We start from the raw sequence: 16445 nt of genomic DNA on the forward strand, positions 1-16445 counted from the left end.
CGTCCTCCAGAGATCACGCGCTGTCAGGTCAGGAATCCCAGATCGCTCCGTACGCGGGGACACCCCGCATCTCAAGCTGTTCGACGAGGTGCCATGTGGTCTTCTTGTTGGAGATGCAGATGATCGCCTCGGCGTCGAACTCCACATACACCCGGTAGGCCAGGGCCAGAAGGTCGGGCTTGCCGTTGGCATCGGTGTCCCAGACGACCGCGTCCGGCTGCACGGCGAGGATCTCCTCCACCAGTTCGTCGCCGTATGTCGTGCGGGGGCGCCGTGTCGACCAGACCAGCCGCGACGGCGTGTCGCGCGACAGCAGGTGCGGCAGGCACGGGCCGATGCCGCTGCCCGTGGCCACCCAGACGACGCGCGCGAACAGCTTGTCGATGTTGCCGACGCCGGCCGTCGGTATGCCCTTGACCCACAGGTGAGAGGGACCGTCGTCGATCAGCGACCCCGTCCAGTCGCCGGCCCGCGAGACGGTGAGCCGGAAGCCATTCCTGCCGGGGGCGGGCACATTGGCGAAGGAGTGCCACTCGATCAGCGGGTTACGGCTCACGGTCGTCGACGAGCCCGCGAACGGCGTGACGCCGTAGTCGAACCCGAGCAGGGCCACGTGCGACGACGGCCTGGAGATCCGGACAGGCACGCGCCGCAGGCGCAGCCACGGCAGCGCGACGCTGAGGGTGATGGCCGCGAGCGCCCAGAACGGCGCCTGGTGGGCCGCGGTCAGCAGCGCATACGCCCAGAACAGGGCGAGCACCGTCCAGCCGCCGAACCGGTGCACGACCTCGAACACGTTGTGGAGCCGCGCCCGCAGCGAGGGCAGCGCGAAGACCACCATCGCGAGCAGCAGCGCCAGGATCGCGTACGCGAGCGTGAGCAGCCCCGCGGAGACCCCGGCGGGGCGCACGGTCATCACCCCGGTGAGGAAGGCGAACCACAGGGTGGCCGCGACCGCCCCGCCGACGTGTAGTCCACCGAAATGGTAGACCTTGCCCAGAATGCGGCGGACCGCCAGCGGCCAGCGGACGGGGGCATCGGTGGCCAGGTGAAAGAGCAGGTTGATGACGTACTGCTGGCGGATCAGCACGGCCAGGGTGACATTGGCGACCACCAGGAGGGACAGGGCGCTCGGGTCGGCCCACCAGCCGGCGGTGATCGCGTGGACGAGGAACCCTGTGTTGACGGCCAACACGACGGCGGCGAGCCGGTTGTAGTGCATGCAGCGCCGGCCACTGCCGAGGATCCTGATCGCCGAGCGCGGCGGAGGCAGTTCGAGCGCATCCGACAAGGAGCGCACGACCGTCATGCGACCACGTCGATCAGCTGGTCGATCAGGTCGGGCAGGGCGTTCTTGTCGACCTTGCCGCGGTCGGTCATCGGCAGCTCGTCCACGGCCACGACGCGGGAGGGCACGCAATAGTACGGCAGCGACTGCTCGACGGACTTCCTCGCCGCCTCGACGTCCACGCTCGCCGGGCTGACGAAGCCGATCAGCTCGCCCTCGCGCAGGACCGTGGTGGCGCGGGCGCAGTCCGCGGTCAGCTCCAGTGCGCCGGTGACCGCGTCCAGCTCGACCCGGAAGCCTCTGACTTTCACCTGGTCGTCGGTGCGGCCGTGGTGTTCCAGCTCACCGTCCGGTGTCCAGCGGCCCAGGTCGCGAGTGCGGAACATCATGTGGCCGCCGCCACGGAAGGGATCGGGCCGGTACCTCTGCATGGTCACGACGTCGTTTCCAAGGTAGCCCGCGGTCACGCAAGCGCCGCCCGCCCACATCTCGCCGATCTCGCCGATCGGGCATGGCCTGCCGTTCTGGTCGAGGATGTAGACCGTGGTGTTGGGCAGCGGTCTGCCGATGGTCAGGACGCGGCGTCGCGGATCGTAGCGCTGAATCGTGTTCACGATGGTGACCTCGGTGGGTCCGCACGCGTTGTGGAAGGCGCTGAAGCGAGACCAGGTGTCCGCCAGATGCTGGGGGCAGCGCTCGCCCGCGACCGCGACCACCTTGACGTTGCGGCACCGAGAGGCGTCGAGGGAGCCCAAGATTCCCGGGGTGGCGATGACGACGTCGACGTCGCGTACGGTCTCCTCGATGTCGTCGCCGCGGATGACGAGCGTGGCGCCGTGCGACAGGGCTCCAAGGATCTCCCAAACCGCCATGTCGAAGGCGATGTTGAGGATCTGGGCCACCCTGGTGTCAGGGCCGATCCCCAGGGAGCCCGGCTCGTTCAGCAGGATATTGCACAGGTTGGCGTGGGTCACGTTGACACCGTTGGGATGACCGGTCGTCCCAGAGGTGAAGATGACCACCGCCACGTCGCCCGACCCGCCCGGGACTCGCGAGGACCACTCGCCTGAGCGCGGGACCTCGTCCACCGCGATGACCTCGTGACGATCGCCGGCGGGGATCCTCGGCGCCGAATCAGAGGAGGTCAGGATCACCTTGACGGAGGCCGTGTCGACAATGTGGCGCAGGTGGACGGCCGGGGTGATCCGGACATCCTGCGGCACGTAGGCCGCGCCGACCTTCAAGATCGCGAGGATGCCCACGACCATGGGGATCGACCGTGTCATGAACAGGCCGACGCGGTCGCCGGGACGCACGCCACGGTGGGCGAGCGACGCGGCGAGGCGGTCGGCGCGGCGGTCGAGTTCCAGGTAGGTCATACTCTCGCCGAGATGAGTGACGGCGGTCGCGGTCGGCGTGGCCTTGGCGTGGGCCTCGAAGGCATGGTGAATGCGGTCGAACGCCGGGGCGGCTTCCGGGCCGGCGCCGAAACTCTGGAACAGGATCCGATCCGCAGAAGGAAGATCGACGAGAGCCGAGCGATTCAGACGCAGTGTCACTGGAAGTCTCCCGCTGAGTCGACGTGAGCTTGCTGTCCGCGTTTGGCTGATCTTCGAAACGATGTAGCCGCCGACCCGGTTCAACGATGGGGTGAACTTTTCGCAATCGATTCGCCCTGGCTGCGACGGGGGCTCGGTAACCACCCCGGCGCCTGCCGGGTGTCACACCGCAGTGGTTCGGCATTGGCGAGGTAAATGCCGACGTGCGCGGGTCGGTCCACTGCGCCAAGCGCTCGGCGAGCCCAGCCAAATGGCCGACCGGTGAGTCGGTCAGCGCGTAGCCGATGGTCTGCGGGGTGCGGGGCCTGTGTCCGATGCGATACATGCCGGGCGCCATCGGGCATTGCGCTGCTGGGGGTGCCGTCCTGGTCGTAGACGGCGATCCACTTCACGCTGGGCGCGTGCATGATTAGCTTCTCGGTAAGTTCGCTGGCCAGGGCGTGTCAGCATCGAATCGTGAGGACGGGATCGGAGAATTCGAATGGCTAGCCGCTGGGAGTATGCCCAGATCTTCATCACGCCTGTCATCAAGTTGTGGCTCTCTCCAGAAGGGAGAGAAGATCTTGACCGGAACGCATCTGTGATTGACATTTTGAACAAGGTGGGTGCAGACGGCTGGGAACTGGCCACACATGGAGTCGGCGATCAGGAAATCACCTACACGTTCAAGCGGGAGCTCTACTAGCGTCCAGAAGCCGGAAGAACTCCTGGCATGCACGACCCCCAATCGTCGCGGTGCACGCATTCAGCGCGCGTTGGTGAACATGGATCTCGGTGCGGATGGCCGGGCGATCACTATCGAGATTCTCGGTGCGTGGCCTGGAGATCGGTAAGAGGTTCACCTGGTTAGCCGATCTCTTTCTTGGGGGCAGTCCAGGTGTCGCAGGAGCCGAGTCGGCCGGCATGGTGTCCACGCCGGTCCGCTCGCCGGGCTCCGATGGATCAGCCCATCACCCTGCGCCGGTCACGTTCCGGATGGACGAGTACGGCGAAGCAGAGCCCGCCGAGCGCCACCAGCGCGCCGAAGACGAGGAACACCTCGGCGTAGCCGCGCTGCTGGGTGTCGGCGATGTCGAGCAGCCAGCCGGTGAAGATCGGGCTGGTGACCCCGGCGAGCGAGCCCAGCGCGACCAGCGCGGAGAGAGCGCGCGCCCGCTTGGCGACCGGGGTGATCTCGGCGAGCGAGGGGTTGGCGATGACATTGACGGTGGTCGACAGGCCGTACCCCAGAGTTTGGACCACGATGGCGAGAACCGGCGAGCTCACCCAGTAGAGCAGCATCAACATCAGCCCGGACGCGATGAGGCAGCAGCCGCCGAAGACGCCGCGGGCGAGGCGTGAGGGCACGCCCTTGCGGAGCAGCATGTCGGTGATCGGCCCGACGCAGAGCAGCGAGACGATGGCCATCGCGCTCGGCACGGTGAACAGCGTGCCGGCGGTGGTGATGGGGAAGCCGAGCCCCTCGTGGAAGTAGGACGGCAGCCAGGTGAAGATGACCGCGGCCAGCGCGCCCTGGGTGAAGACGGCGGCGAAGCTGCCGATGAAGGTCCCGCTCAGTACGATCCGCCACCAGGAGACGGCCGGTCCCGAGCCTCCGAGCAGGTCGCGGCCGTCATCGCCGCGCAGGCGGCCGGCCTGTCCGGTGCGGACCAGCACGTTGATCGCGGTAAAGACCAGGGCGTCTGCTTCGGATTTGACGGCCCTTGAAAGTACGTCGTGCCAGCGACTACGGTCTGCGGGTGATCGCTTTGCAGGACATCCTCGCCGATGCGGCTAGCGGACATATGCCCCGGCCTGGGGCAGGCCCCACGATCGTCCCGCAGCCGTCCCCGCGTGACGCGGGAGTGATCGCCTTCACCGCGCACAATGTGATCTACGCCGACCTCGATGAGGACTGGATCAGATCCCGGCTTCCCGACGGAGACCTGTCGGCGCCACTGAACCCGCCCTTCCTCATGGAACTACAGAAGGCCATGGGGCGCAGAGTCAACAACATCGACATGCTCGCTGTGGCCGTCCCCTGCGTTGGCCCTCCGCCGATCGAACTGGTCGAGGTCACGGATGCGGCCCATCCTCGTGTCCGGCGCGCCCACCGCTATCGTGACGATGTACGCGTCTGGACCTGCCCAGGAGGTTTGCTGGTCATCGGACGAGGCGTCGCCGCTCGATGGGAGGTCGCGATCGAGGTCGACTCTTCCAGCCGAGGAGGCGGTTTGGGCCGGACCCTCGCCCGCGCCGCCAGGCATCTCATCACGCACCCCCTCTGGGCTCAAATCGCCCCAGGCAATGCGGCGAGCGTCCGAACATTCCTCGCCGCCGACTACGTTCCGATCGGTGCGGAAGCGCTTCTCGTCCCACCCTCCCCGTTCGGACGGCACACTCCGTGATCAGGAAATGTCCGGAACGATCTCGCGGATGATGAGTTGGTTGACGCCGCTCTCAGGGATCTCAGCACGGGCTAGTACGGTCAAGCGGGCGTCGGTACGGGGGCCGGGCGCCACTGTTCGGAGCCGAAGACCTCGTAGCGGATCCGCTCGTCCGGTACGCCGCGGCGGTGCAGGCCGGCCCGGACCATCTGCATGAACGGGACTGGCCCGCACAGGTAGACATCCGCCTCGGGGTGCAGCGGGATCGCGTCGGTGTCGATGAAACCGGTGAAGGAATCCGGCGCGTCCGGGACCGTCTGCTCGTACCAGACGAGGTTGCGGAAGGACAGCAGCCGGGAGCCGTTGGCGATCATGTCGGCGCGTAGCGGGTGGCGTTCCATGCTGCGGTCGGCGTGCACGGCCGTGACGTCGCGGGTGGGCTGGGTGCGCGAGACGTGGTCCAGGATGGCGGCCATCGGGGTGATGCCGACGCCCGCGCTGACCAGGACCAATGGCGCATCGCTGGCGCGCAGGGTGAGCTCGCCGTACGGGTGGCTCAGCCGCAGGCGGTCGCCGATACCCACCTGATCGTGCAGGAAGCCAGAGACTATGCCGTCCGGGGTGCCGCCGGTGCCGCGCACCCGGCGTACGGTGATCCGCAGCATGCCGGCGGCGGCCGCCTGCGAGAGGGAGTACTGCCGCAACTGGCTGGTGCCGTCGGGCAGGTCGGCGGCGACGGTGACGTACTGGCCGGGCAGGAAGGCGGGGGCAGGGTCGCCGTCGGCCGGCGTGAGGATGAACGACGCCGTGTCGTGCGCCTCGGTGATCTTGTTGGCCACGACGTACTCCCGCCACGGGGTGGCGCTGTTCACGTCGGCGTTGGCGTAGAGGCGCGCCTCGTGGCCGATCAGCCGGGCGGCGAACAACCAGTACACCTCGTCCCAGGCGGCGGCGACCTCCGGGGTGACCGCGTCGCCGAGCACGGTGCCGACCGCGCCCAGAAGGTACTTGCCGACCACCGTGTACTGCTCCGGGCGGATGCCCAGGGCGCAGTGTCGCTGTGCGATGCGCTCCACGATGTGGTCGAAGACCGGGCCGTCCGGGCCGGCGCCGATCAGGTGCCCGGCGAACGCGGCGACCGCACCGGCCAGCGCGTGCTTCTGCTCGCCGGTCGCCTGCGCGCTGCGGTTGAACAGGTTGAGCAGGTCAGGGTTCTCGCCGAGCATCGTGTCGTAGAAGACTCCCGAAATGGTGCCGAGGTGTTCGCCGACGACGGGGAGAGTCGCCTTGACGATCGGGAGACTGGTTGCGGATAGCACTTGTTCCTCCTGGTGCGGGGATGGATGGCGGATCAGCGATGGCCGAGGCTCAGCAGCACCTGCCGGGTCGGCGGCGCGGTCAGGTCCCCGACCGTGAGCGGGTCGAGGCTGGCGTAGAACGCCTCTTGCGCGCGGCGTAGGGCTCCGCGCAGCAGGCAGCCTCGGCTGAGCGGGCAGATCGGGTCGCCGTCGCAGTCGACGACCTCGGTCCCGCCCTCCAGTTCGCGTACGAGGCCGCCGATCGAGGCGGTGCGGGCCGTGGCGGCGAGGCGTACCCCGCCACTGCGACCACGGACGGTCTCCAGCAGGCCCAGGTGCTGCAGCCGCTGGACCACCTTGGCCAGGTGGTGCCGGGGTACGACGAGGGATTCGGCCAGCTCGTCGATGGTGAGCAGGCTGTCGCGGGTCGCGCCGAGCATGAGGATGCGGAGGCTGATGTCCGTGGAGCGGTTGAGGTACACAGGACGACTCTACTTAAACAGGAGTCTGAAAGTCCTCTTTTGTGAGTGACCTCACTGCGGGTGAAGCCGAGGGCCCAATCTCGGCTTTGCGCTCATGCGTAAATTGCGCGTGTATCGGACGGCAAACGGCCCGCCTGACGCTGTACGCCATGGAAGCCAACACAGCGACATGCAAGATGTGCGAGAAGCAGCCCATCCAGGAGTACAACGGAAAGAACGGGCTGGAGCGGGCCCTACTCTGCAGGGATCACGACGACGAGACCAAGTACCCCAAGAAGTGGTGCGACGGTTGTCCTGAGCGCACGACGCTGCTCACCGTGGGCAAGGAAGAGTACGTCGAGATCATCCAATTCACCGTGACGCCCACGACGATGACCTCCGTCTCGGGCCCGTGGAAGTTCTCCGGACTCTCCTTCTGCAAGCCCTGCTCCGTCGCGCAGACGTGCCGGGCCTGCTGCACTCCCGCCTACCTGGCGGAGTCCAAGACCCCCTTGCGGGGGGCCAAGCTGCTGGCCGAGAACGACGCCCGATGCGCGTTCTGCGCCTCCGGTCCCGCCTTCGACGTCGAAGCCTGCGTCAAGGACGGGCTGTTCTGGATCCGTTCGTGGTTCGACAGCAAGAAGGAGACCTTCCCCAAGGAGATCCCGAACTTCAGCGTCAAGGTAGTGCCCGCGAACGTCCTCCTGGCCGAGGGCCACGGGCTGGGTGAGAAGGGCACCCTGCTGGGCCTGTGCAAGGCTCAGAGTGTGGACAACAAGATCACCAGCTACACGATCTTTATTCTCAACGGGATGCGCAAAGCGGCCTTCATGGAGACCCTGGTCCACGAACTCACCCACATCTGGCTCTTCGAGAACAAGCTTTCCAAAAAGCCCTATGTGGAGGGCTTCTGCAACTTCGTCTCCATCAACTACCTGCTGTCGCTCGGCAACGACGAGGACGCCGGGCGCCGCAAGAACTTCATGATGGCCAACCCGAACGCCTTCTACGGGGGCGACATGAAGGCCTACCTGCTGCAGGCGAAAGCATCGGCATTCAACCCGTTCATGAACCTGCGGAGCGCCCCGGACATCAAGTGACCGCTCCGGCGAGGGTCTGGGCCGCACTACCCGGCCCTCGCCTGACGCGCAAGGTGAGTGCCCTTTCGGGACACCGGGACGAAAAGATCATTGATCGCTAGGCTGCGTCCATGGGCTGGAACTTAGAGGTAGCGGCGGTCAAGACCGACGAGCTGTTCATGGCGGTGCCGGACGTCTTCCTGTCGACGGAGACCACGATGGGGTTCGAGGACGCGACCTCCGTCTCGCGTTTCCCCAACCTGTGCGTGGCGCAGGTCGGCGAATGGGCCGTGACCATCGACTCCGGCCGCAGGCTGTCCGCAAGCAGCGACTACCTGGAGGAGAGCTCGGCCGGGACCGAGCTGCATCTCGTACGGATCGACGATCAGGCCATCGCCCTGCACTTCGTGAACGGTCAACCGGTGATGGAGGAGCAGAAACCCGATGGCGAGGACGGCGAGACGTGGGCGATGGACGTCCTGTTCGACAGGACCGGCATCGGCTTCGGTGACCTGTGGGACGTGAAGTTCACGCTCTTCGAGGTCTGACAATTCGCTTGGTGGCCGGCTCGCGGCGGTGTGGCGGGTCCAGTCGTCGATGGTGGCCGGGGTCAAGCGTGAAGCAGCTCTGTGAGCGGCCCGCGCACGTCGGCGGGATACAGGTTCAGCTGCTCGAACTCGTCAGCCCTCAGCCATCTGAGCTCAAAGGTGTTGTCCGGCCCGTGGTCCAAAGCCTCGTCGCCGGCCAGCGACGGGACGCCGCTGACATCACCTATGAGGAAGTAGAAGGCGGGCCGGCCATTGTGTGAGCTGGTGAAGAGCAGCCGGTCGATCTTCCCGGTGAGAGTCGTCTCCTCGTGGAGTTCGCGTACTGCCGCACTCTCTGGCGACTCGCCATCCTCCACATGGCCCCCGGGGAGAACCGTGTAGCGGTGACCAGGACACGACGACCCCCGCCAGCCTGCGGCATCGCACATGACGCACGGGATGCCGGGGCGGCGCATGAGGAAACGCTTGATGACCAGGACTCGGAGACCGTCGGTGACCACGGCGACTGCTCGGGGGATCGGCATGAAATTGATCATACGATTCGCCCCTGAGGTCGGCCCACGCCTTTATGCCTGCTGGGTCTAGCGGGGGTTGCCGGACAGGTGCTGCACGTTGGGCGTGCGCCCATGGCGGGCGGGTGACATCTCCCTGCGGCGGGCCGCCAAGATGGCCAGCACTGCCAGCAGGGCGGTCACGGCAACCGACACTCCGAGCGCGATCCACGTGGCCGTGTCGAGGTGGATCAGCGACTGACCGCGCAGCGCCTGCCACGCCGTGATGGCGAACAGCGCGGCGTAGCCCACGATGACGACCCCGGTCAGCTGGGCGCGGGCGCGTTCGCCGCGCAGCCAGCTGACCCGGGCCGCGAGGGCGGTGAGAACCAGCACCGCGAGTACGAACACCTGCATGGAGTGCAGGCTGATGAAGTGCGGAACGCGCAGGTCGCCGCCCACGGTACTCCAGTTCGTGATCGGCATGCCATCGCCGTCGGGCACCCCCACCCCGTGCCCCCCGACCAGCGGGACCGGGTTCCCGTAGGCATCCTCGGCCATCCGGGGCGTCCTGTTGAGCGTCCCGACCATGAAGGAGGCCAGCCCCATGCCCATGACGGCCAGCCCGATCCCGGCACGCAGGGCCCAGGTGAGTGCCGGTTCACCGATCCGCTGGAACAGCAGCATGATGGCGATGAGCAGGTTCGCCGCGAACAGCCCGACCACGCCTGTGGAGAAGACCACCTGTCCGATCGTGTTGAACGTGTCGGCGCCGGTGTTGAAGTGGCTGTAGGTGCCGCGAGCGGCCTGCACCGCGATGAAGCCGACGTCGATCATCCCGGCGACGGCCAAGGCCGTTCCGAGGTTCCACATCGTGCGCCTTGCCTTGCGAAGTTTCGGCAGCAGCCAGGCGAGCGTCGCGCCATGGATGACGAACGACACCCCGAACTTCAGCGGCTTCACCCAGAGCGACTGCTGCATGAGCTCGCGGCCGTCTGTGAGGAGGCCGAAGAGCGCGATGACGATGAGCGCGGACATCGCCGCCACCATGATCATCAATGGTCGATGCCATGACCGCACTTCGGTTAACGAGATGGACATCGGGTCCTCCGATCGGGCCGGTGCGTACGGTGTATCAAGTGTCATGCGTACAGAGTAGCTACACGAGACGCGAAAGCCGCATTATTCTGCGCCTAAGGCAAATAAAGTGAACTAGTGCTGTAGCGAGCGAACTAGTACACTGTAGCGATCTCACCAAACGAATCGGGGGCACATGTCGTCGTCAACGCAGCGGCCGGACCCGCCATACCGGCGGATCGTCGCGGAGATCCGTACTCGGATCCTGACCGGCGACCTGCGGCCCGGCGAGCGGATGCCGTCCATCCGGCAGATCGCCCAGCGATGGGGCGTCGCGGTCGCGACCGCGACCAAAGTGATGGCGACGCTCCGCGACGAGGGGCTGGTCGAGACGAAGGTCGGTTCTGGCGCGGTGGTCAGCGCACGCGCGGCCCGGCAGCAGCCGACCGGCCCGAGCGCGTCACCGAAGCCGCGTCAGGGCGGCATCTCCAGGCTGAACAGGAAGCAGGTTCTCCGCACCGCCATCGCGACCGCCGACGCCGAAGGGCTCGACGCCGTCTCCATGCGGCGGCTCGCGGCCGAACTCGGCGTCGGTCCGATGTCGCTGTACCGGCACGTGGCGAACAAGGACGAGCTGGTGACGCAGATGGTCGACGAAGCCTTCGGCGAACCGGATCTGCCCATCCCGGGGCCGGAGGGGTGGCGAGCCAAGCTCGAACTGATCTCCCGCAGTCAATGGGAGCTGTGCCGGCGACACCTCTGGCTACCGAGGGCCATCTCGTTCACTCGCCCGTCGCTCGTCCCCAACATGATGGAGCACACAGAGTGGACCCTGCGCGCGCTCGACGGGCTCGGGCTGCCCGTGACGACCGGGATCCAAGAGGCGCTCACGCTGCACACGCTGGTCCTCACCATCGCTCTGTCCATGGCGGATGAGGTCGAAGCGGAGCAGGAGACCGGTGTGACGCTCGACCGGTGGTGGCTGGCCCAGCGGAAGCGAACCGACGAACTCCTCCACAGCGGACGCTTTCCACTGCTGGCCGCGATTCCCGAGGAAGCGGCGTCGGACCTGAACGGACTGTTCGAGTACGCCCTCGCACGTCATCTCGACGGTTTCGCCGTCTTGGTGGAGGGCCGCGGCGGGCGTTAGAGCTCGCTCAGCACTTGCATGGCGTCCCGCTCGATCCGCGAAAGGTCGTGGAGGATGGCGCCGGCCTGCTCAAGCCGCGCCGCGTCGCCGCTCTCTCCGGCCTTCGCGATCAAGTCGGCCACGCTCGTCCACAGCGCGGCGGCCTCGGCATACAGCCGGTGACCTGTGCGCAGGCGGTCATCGTCGACGAGTTCGGCGCACTCGCCGAGGAAGTCACGGTAGAGGGCGCGGAACAGGGCGCCGCCGGTGCCGGCCTTCTCCATGAGTACGGCGGCTTGCGGTAGGTCGCGCTGCGGATCGTCCGTGCGCAGCAGCCACTTGGGCACCTGGCTCGCGGCTTTTTCGATGCCGCGGTGGCCCAGGTTCGCGATGGGAGGGGCCAGGAAGGCGTCGGCGCAGGCTTTGATCGCGGAGATGATCTGGTCCTGCCAGGAGGGCGCGTGCGCAGGCCGGGTGATGGAGAACGAGCGGTTCCTGGCGGTCATCGGGCCTCGTTCGGCCCTCGCCATGGCCAGGCTGGCCCGGCTCGTACGTACGGCTCCTCCCTGCTGCGCGGTGTCCACCAGGTAGGCATCGTGCTCGTCGTAGCCGTACATGGCGACGACGTGGCCGCCGAAGTGCACCTTGGACTGGAAGTAGGCCAAGTGGAAGGAGTCGAGCTGCAGGCCGACCGGGCGACCGGCGTCGATCTGGGCGGCCACGTTCTCCCACGCCTTGCGTTGTGAGGTGGTCTCATCGACCGACAGCGTCAGCCCGAGCCTGGCAGTCAGGTTTCTGGTGAGTTCGAAGGGCTTGACGCGCCCGCCGAGGAAGGGGAACGGCATGCTTTTGCTGTCCCAGTAGATGAAGGACAGGCCCGAGCCGAGTCCGAACAGCATGGGCTCGGACAGATCGAGTCCCTCATGCCGCAGCAACACTCCCAGGGCCGTCGTCTCGCAGTGCTGCAGGCCACGGCCCTCGATGTCGTGCACGATGGTCATGTCGCTCTCCTCGGTGGTTGGGCGATCGGCGAAAGCAGCATGGGGTCTCCCACAGAGGAAGAGTCAAGCCGTCAGCGCAAGAGACCGGGAGCGGTGGGCGCGCTGAACGTGCCCTCCCGGCGTACCGTGTGCCAGCGCAGCCGGACGCCCAGCACCGCGGTCGCCAATGACTGGATCACCACGAGGTACAACAGCTGCCGGTAGACGAACTGCTGCAAAGGGAGCACCCACAGGGCCGAGGCGCGCTCGCCGTCCAGGCGGAGCGCGTACCAGCCGGTCACCGCCTGCACCGCGACGAACCCGGCCCACACCGCGACCACCGGCAAGGGATCGCCCACGGCCGTGCTGTAGATCGCCATGAGGTCGACGACGGGTGCGAGCAGCGGCAGCAGCACCTGGAACAGCGCCAGGTAGCCGAGGCAGCGCCGACCGAACGGGTCCTGGTCGAGCACAGCGCGTCGATGCTTCCACATCGCCTGCATGGTGCCGTAGCACCAGCGGTAGCGCTGCTTCCACAGCTGGCCGAGCGTGGTCGGGGCCTCGGTCCAGGCCAGGGCCTTCTCCTCGTAGACCACGCGCCATCCGGCCCGGCACAGTGCCATCGTGAGGTCGGTGTCCTCCGCCAGCGTGTCGGTGCTGACGCCGCCCAGGGCCACCAGCGCCGAGCGGCGGAACGCCCCGATCGCGCCGGGTACGGTCGCCATGCAGTCGAGCTGCTCGAAGGCACGCCTGTCGAGGTTGAACCCGATGACGTACTCGATGTGCTGCCAGCGGCCGATCATGCCGCGCCGGTTGCCGACCTTGGTGTTGCCGCTCACCGCGCCGACCGTGGGGTCGGAGAGCTGGCGTACCAGGTGGCCGATCGTCGCGGGTTCGAAGACGGTGTCGCCGTCCACCATGATGATCAACTCGTGCCCGGCCGCCGCGATGCCCGTGTTGAGCGCCGCGGGTTTGCCGCCGTTGCGCTGCCGGATCACCCGTACGTTGGCCAGTCCCAGCCCGGCGGCCAGTTCGGCGGTCGCGTCGGTCGAGCCGTCGTCGATGACGAGGATCTCCAGCCCGCCCTGGTAGGTGGTGTCGGCCAGTGAGCGTACCGTCGCCTGGATCCCCGCCTCCTCGTTGTAGGCGGGCACGATCACCGTCACGGGCGGGGGCGCGGGCCACGCGGGCGCGCGCCCTCTTCGCCGCTTTCCACCTCTGGTACGGCGGGCATGCACCCACGCGAGTACGGCGAAGAAGACCAGTCGCGCCAGCGTGAGCGCGCCCGCGGCGACGAGCACCCACGACAGCGAGTCGGTGAACCATCCGGATACGCGCTGGGCCACGTTCAAGGCCGAGCCGACGAACCGGTCCACTCCGCCGGCCTGCTGCTGTGCCGGCGGCATGCCGAGGGCCTTGGTCACCGTGACCGCCCGGTAGCCCTTGCCCGCGACCTCCTTCAGGACCAGATCGACGGCCTCGACGGTCTGCCGCCTGTCGCCACCCGAGTCGTGCATCATGACGATCGCGCCTCGGCCCCCGGCCGGAAGCGACGAGGTCACGATCTTCCGGGTGCCGGGGCGGCTCCAGTCCTTGGTGTCGAGATCCGTCAGCGTGACGAGGTACCCCTCGGCCGCCAGCGCCTTCATGCTCTCCCACTGCGGGCCCGTGATCGCTTCGGGAGTGGAGGAGTACGGCGGGCGGACCAGGGCGGTGTGCAGCCCGGTCGCTCCCGCCAGGGCCTTCTGCGTCAGGGACAGCTCCAGCCTGAGCCGCCAGCCGGGAACCGTCGCCAGCTCGGCGTGCGTGTAGGTATGGCTGCCCAGCTCATGACCTTCCGCGACGATCCGCCGAGCCAGTTCGGGGTATTTCGCGACCTTCGAGCCGACGACGAAGAACGTCGCCTTGGCACCGTGCTTCCTCAGGGCGTCGAGCACCGCCGGCGTCCAGGCGGGATCCGGGCCGTCGTCGAAGGTGAGGGCGATCGTCTTGTTCGGCAGGTGCGCGCTGGAGGGCTCGCTGCCGGTGAGGTTCAGCACGGGTCCGCCGCGCCGCATCGCCGCCAGCTGCGGGGAAGGGTGGTCGGTGGCGGGCGGAGCGGCGCGGGTCTCGCCGACGACGTTGGTCACGTACCCGTTGAGTACGAGGGCGCCGACCGCCAGCAGCATGCCGATGGCCAGCAGGAACCAGTGGCCCCTCGGGTCGGCCCGTTTGGCGGAAGATGGCGTGGGGGCGGGTGGTCGGGCCTGCTCAGCCTGACCCGCCTCACCTTGACCCGCCCACTGGACCGAAGCGGGATCCTGCCAGGCGGAGACCGCTGGGCGCGGCCAGGCCTGCTTGTCCTGGTCGGCCAGGTCGCTCACTTCTTCGGCCCCTTGGTCCGGCCCGGGTCGAGCCCCGGCGGCGTCTTGTTCTGGCCCGGCGGCAGGTCGGTGGGCTCGGCTACGGGCTCGACCGTGGGCTCAGCGGTCGGCTCCGGTGCCGGTTCCGTGCTCGGCTTCACGCTGGGCGACGGCGACGGGGTCCGTACGGTCGCAGGGTCCTTCGACCGTACGGCGGACCGGGTGCTGCTTGGAGTGGGACGCGCCGGGGCCTGGGTCACCGAAGGGATGGGCCGCTTGGTCCGGCTCGCCCGAGGCGTCGGTGAAGGGTCGGGCGAAGCCGTGCTGCCCATCCCGCCCTTCTGATCGCCCGGCCACCCGGTCACCGACAGCGTCGTGTTGGAGAACAGGCCGCCGATGACGACGGCGAGCAGCGCGAGGGCCAGCACGCCGGACGCGATCGAGCCGATCATGATCAGCCGTCGCCGACGACCGCTCTGGTCGACGAAGACGGCTGTCGTGTGGTGATGCTCAGGAGACACATCGGGAAATGGTAGTGACCAGATGTAACTTGTGGGGAAATAGCGCGATTTGGGCTGGATGCTCAGCGGTGTCTGAGTCGTACCGCGGCGCCAGTCCGGCGGCGGCCCAAGCTTGCAGCCGCGGCGGCGAGGTTCGCGTCGGCGGTCTGCTCCAGGTCGTAGCTACGCCTCGGTCCTCAGGCGGCGTGTTTATCTTCGATGTGAAGGACCATCAAATCGTGTCCGTCTTGATCGCGCTTGCTACGGCCGAAGAGGCCGACCGTGAGATCATCGTGGTTCTCCACCTCGCACGACTTGCTCGGGCGGGATCCCCTAGTGCGGGAACGCCTTCGGCGGGCGGGGCGTCACCTCGTCGCGGAACGTCTCGATGACGGAGACGACCTGGCGCATGAGCTCGGTGTCCCGGAGCCGGTCCAGATAGAGCGAGCGCCGGGCCAGCGCGTCGAGGTCCACGGCGAAGTAGATGGCCATGAGCGGGTTGACGAACAGCTCGCTGCCCTTCGTCCGGTCGGTGAAGCGCACGTCCCCGAACTCGCCGCGCACGGCCGCCGCGATCGAGCCGTTCACGATGCTCGGGTACGTCGGCAGCTCGGCCTGGGCGTGCGCGACGGCGTCGAGGTAGAGCGCACCCGCCTTCGTGGACCTGGAGACGGAGAACGCGCCCAGGTAGGCGCCGTCGCGTTCCAGGGCCGCCAGGTTCTCCAGGACCTGTACGTGGTTGACGCCGTGATAGGCGTCCACCCCGAAGCCCAGGCAGGCCACGATCTTCTCGGGGACGTCGAGAGCCTGGACGGCGGCCAGGCTCGTCATGTCCTCGGCCGGGGTGCCGAGGCCGGCTTCGTCGCCGCGCATGAGGATGTCGGTGCCGCCGTCCACCAGGACGACCGCGTCCAGGTCGAGGTGCTCGGCGAGCTTGGCGTACGCGGCGCGCAGCGGGCGGACGCCCACCTTGGGGAAGGCGTACACGGTCGACGGCTGGCCGTGCGTGGCCAGCCAGCGGGCCAGGCAGCCCTCGGGGAAGTACCAGTCGCGGGCCGTGGTGTCCGGGCGTATCTCCGCCGCGTTCTCGAACAGCCAGACGTCCAGGTCGAGGGCGTCGAGGTGGCTGAACGACAGGTTCGCCAGGTGCACCTCCTTGCCGGCCTCCCGGAGAGACAGGGCAAGGGGCAACCCGGCGTACACGTCGAAACCTCCGCCCGCGCCGGCGACGAGGATCCGGCTGGAACGCTCAAGCCGGGCGGAAAGGGGCGTGCCGAACATGCGTCACATCTTTCCGCAAAGCTTGTTGAAACGCTCAACTGTCCAG

Annotated in this window: 16 protein-coding genes; 5 read left to right on the top strand and 11 right to left on the bottom strand. The window is 67.7% G+C overall.

Annotation, left to right across the window (positions count from 1 at the left end):
* Positions 1-28: 28 nt before the first annotated feature.
* Positions 29-1309 carry a hypothetical protein gene (locus ACIBO2_RS49655; RefSeq protein WP_397304608.1) on the bottom strand — a complete coding sequence of 427 codons (1281 nt, stop codon included), beginning with the start codon at positions 1307-1309 and terminating at the stop codon, positions 29-31.
* Positions 1306-2847 (bottom strand): amino acid adenylation domain-containing protein, encoded by a 1542-nt coding sequence (locus ACIBO2_RS49660; protein WP_397304609.1) that lies wholly within the window; start codon positions 2845-2847, stop codon positions 1306-1308. Before ACIBO2_RS49660 ends, ACIBO2_RS49655 begins: the two co-directional genes overlap by 4 nt.
* A 481-nt stretch (positions 2848-3328) precedes the next feature.
* On the opposite strand from ACIBO2_RS49660, the gene ACIBO2_RS49665 reads away from it, so the two are divergent.
* On the top strand, positions 3329-3532 hold the full coding sequence (locus tag ACIBO2_RS49665) for a hypothetical protein (protein ID WP_358557738.1): 204 nt from the start codon (positions 3329-3331) through the stop codon (positions 3530-3532).
* A gap of 257 nt (positions 3533-3789) precedes the next feature.
* Here ACIBO2_RS49665 and ACIBO2_RS49670 read toward each other — a convergent pair whose 3' ends face one another.
* Complete coding sequence (locus ACIBO2_RS49670) at positions 3790-4503, bottom strand: MFS transporter (RefSeq protein ID WP_358557735.1); 714 nt, start codon at positions 4501-4503, stop codon at positions 3790-3792.
* Positions 4504-4586: 83 nt separating this feature from the next.
* Here ACIBO2_RS49670 and ACIBO2_RS49675 point away from each other — a divergent pair, with 83 nt between their 5' ends.
* A complete protein-coding gene (locus ACIBO2_RS49675) occupies positions 4587-5234 on the top strand; it encodes a GNAT family N-acetyltransferase (protein ID WP_397304610.1) in 648 nt (215 codons plus the stop codon).
* An 80-nt stretch (positions 5235-5314) separates the two neighbouring features.
* Here the strand turns inward: ACIBO2_RS49675 and ACIBO2_RS49680 are convergent, their stop codons facing one another.
* Entirely contained in the window at positions 5315-6532 is a 1218-nt protein-coding gene (locus tag ACIBO2_RS49680) for a globin domain-containing protein (RefSeq protein WP_358557729.1), read from the bottom strand.
* A gap of 32 nt (positions 6533-6564) precedes the next feature.
* Positions 6565-6993 carry an Rrf2 family transcriptional regulator gene (locus ACIBO2_RS49685; protein WP_358557726.1) on the bottom strand — a complete coding sequence of 143 codons (429 nt, stop codon included), beginning with the start codon at positions 6991-6993 and terminating at the stop codon, positions 6565-6567.
* A 149-nt stretch (positions 6994-7142) separates the two neighbouring features.
* Between ACIBO2_RS49685 and ACIBO2_RS49690 the strand changes: the two genes are divergently transcribed.
* Positions 7143-8072, top strand: coding sequence for a hypothetical protein (locus tag ACIBO2_RS49690; protein WP_358557723.1), 930 nt, complete (start codon positions 7143-7145; stop codon positions 8070-8072).
* A 110-nt stretch (positions 8073-8182) separates the two neighbouring features.
* Entirely contained in the window at positions 8183-8599 is a 417-nt protein-coding gene (locus ACIBO2_RS49695; RefSeq protein ID WP_358557720.1) for a hypothetical protein, read from the top strand.
* Between the two features lie 62 nt (positions 8600-8661).
* Here ACIBO2_RS49695 and ACIBO2_RS49700 read toward each other — a convergent pair whose 3' ends face one another.
* On the bottom strand, positions 8662-9123 hold the full coding sequence (locus ACIBO2_RS49700) for an NUDIX domain-containing protein (RefSeq protein ID WP_358557717.1): 462 nt from the start codon (positions 9121-9123) through the stop codon (positions 8662-8664).
* Between the two features lie 57 nt (positions 9124-9180).
* Positions 9181-10146 carry a hypothetical protein gene (locus ACIBO2_RS49705; protein WP_397304611.1) on the bottom strand — a complete coding sequence of 322 codons (966 nt, stop codon included), beginning with the start codon at positions 10144-10146 and terminating at the stop codon, positions 9181-9183.
* Positions 10147-10363: 217 nt separating this feature from the next.
* On the opposite strand from ACIBO2_RS49705, the gene ACIBO2_RS49710 reads away from it, so the two are divergent.
* On the top strand, positions 10364-11317 hold the full coding sequence (locus tag ACIBO2_RS49710) for a GntR family transcriptional regulator (protein ID WP_358557711.1): 954 nt from the start codon (positions 10364-10366) through the stop codon (positions 11315-11317).
* Here the strand turns inward: ACIBO2_RS49710 and ACIBO2_RS49715 are convergent.
* The 4 genes from ACIBO2_RS49715 to ACIBO2_RS49730 all read right to left on the bottom strand — a co-directional run bounded on the left by ACIBO2_RS49715 (position 11314) and on the right by ACIBO2_RS49730 (position 16399).
* The gene (locus ACIBO2_RS49715; RefSeq protein WP_397304612.1) at positions 11314-12297 is read right to left on the bottom strand and encodes a BtrH N-terminal domain-containing protein; all 984 of its coding nucleotides are present in this window, start codon (positions 12295-12297) and stop codon (positions 11314-11316) included. The two genes, ACIBO2_RS49710 and ACIBO2_RS49715, sit on opposite strands and share 4 nt — an antisense overlap.
* A gap of 71 nt (positions 12298-12368) precedes the next feature.
* Positions 12369-14639, bottom strand: a complete 2271-nt coding sequence (locus ACIBO2_RS49720) for a bifunctional polysaccharide deacetylase/glycosyltransferase family 2 protein (RefSeq protein WP_397304613.1) — start codon at positions 14637-14639, stop codon at positions 12369-12371.
* The gene (locus ACIBO2_RS49725; protein ID WP_358557702.1) at positions 14636-15139 is read right to left on the bottom strand and encodes a hypothetical protein; all 504 of its coding nucleotides are present in this window, start codon (positions 15137-15139) and stop codon (positions 14636-14638) included. The genes ACIBO2_RS49720 and ACIBO2_RS49725 overlap by 4 nt, the downstream gene beginning before the upstream one ends.
* Before the next feature lie 312 nt (positions 15140-15451).
* Entirely contained in the window at positions 15452-16399 is a 948-nt protein-coding gene (locus ACIBO2_RS49730; protein ID WP_358557699.1) for a DUF1152 domain-containing protein, read from the bottom strand.
* Between the last annotated feature and the right edge of the window lie 46 nt (positions 16400-16445).

It is taken from the genome of Nonomuraea sp. NPDC050022, from assembly GCF_044460705.1.
Lineage (GTDB): Bacteria > Actinomycetota > Actinomycetes > Streptosporangiales > Streptosporangiaceae > Nonomuraea.

Bases quoted from the DNA above. Each gene is read 5' to 3' on its own strand.
- ACIBO2_RS49710 (WP_358557711.1), top strand. From the start codon at position 10,364: ATGTCGTCGTCAACGCAGCGGCCGGACCCGCCATACCGGCGGATCGTC.
- ACIBO2_RS49705 (WP_397304611.1), bottom strand. From the start codon at position 10,146: ATGATCATGGTGGCGGCGATGTCCGCGCTCATCGTCATCGCGCTCTTC.
- ACIBO2_RS49665 (WP_358557738.1), top strand. From the start codon at position 3,329: ATGGCTAGCCGCTGGGAGTATGCCCAGATCTTCATCACGCCTGTCATC.
- ACIBO2_RS49690 (WP_358557723.1), top strand. From the start codon at position 7,143: ATGGAAGCCAACACAGCGACATGCAAGATGTGCGAGAAGCAGCCCATC.
- ACIBO2_RS49730 (WP_358557699.1), bottom strand. From the start codon at position 16,399: ATGTTCGGCACGCCCCTTTCCGCCCGGCTTGAGCGTTCCAGCCGGATC.
- ACIBO2_RS49700 (WP_358557717.1), bottom strand. From the start codon at position 9,123: ATGCCGATCCCCCGAGCAGTCGCCGTGGTCACCGACGGTCTCCGAGTC.
- ACIBO2_RS49715 (WP_397304612.1), bottom strand. From the start codon at position 12,297: ATGACCATCGTGCACGACATCGAGGGCCGTGGCCTGCAGCACTGCGAG.
- ACIBO2_RS49655 (WP_397304608.1), bottom strand. From the start codon at position 1,309: ATGACGGTCGTGCGCTCCTTGTCGGATGCGCTCGAACTGCCTCCGCCG.
- ACIBO2_RS49695 (WP_358557720.1), top strand. From the start codon at position 8,183: ATGGGCTGGAACTTAGAGGTAGCGGCGGTCAAGACCGACGAGCTGTTC.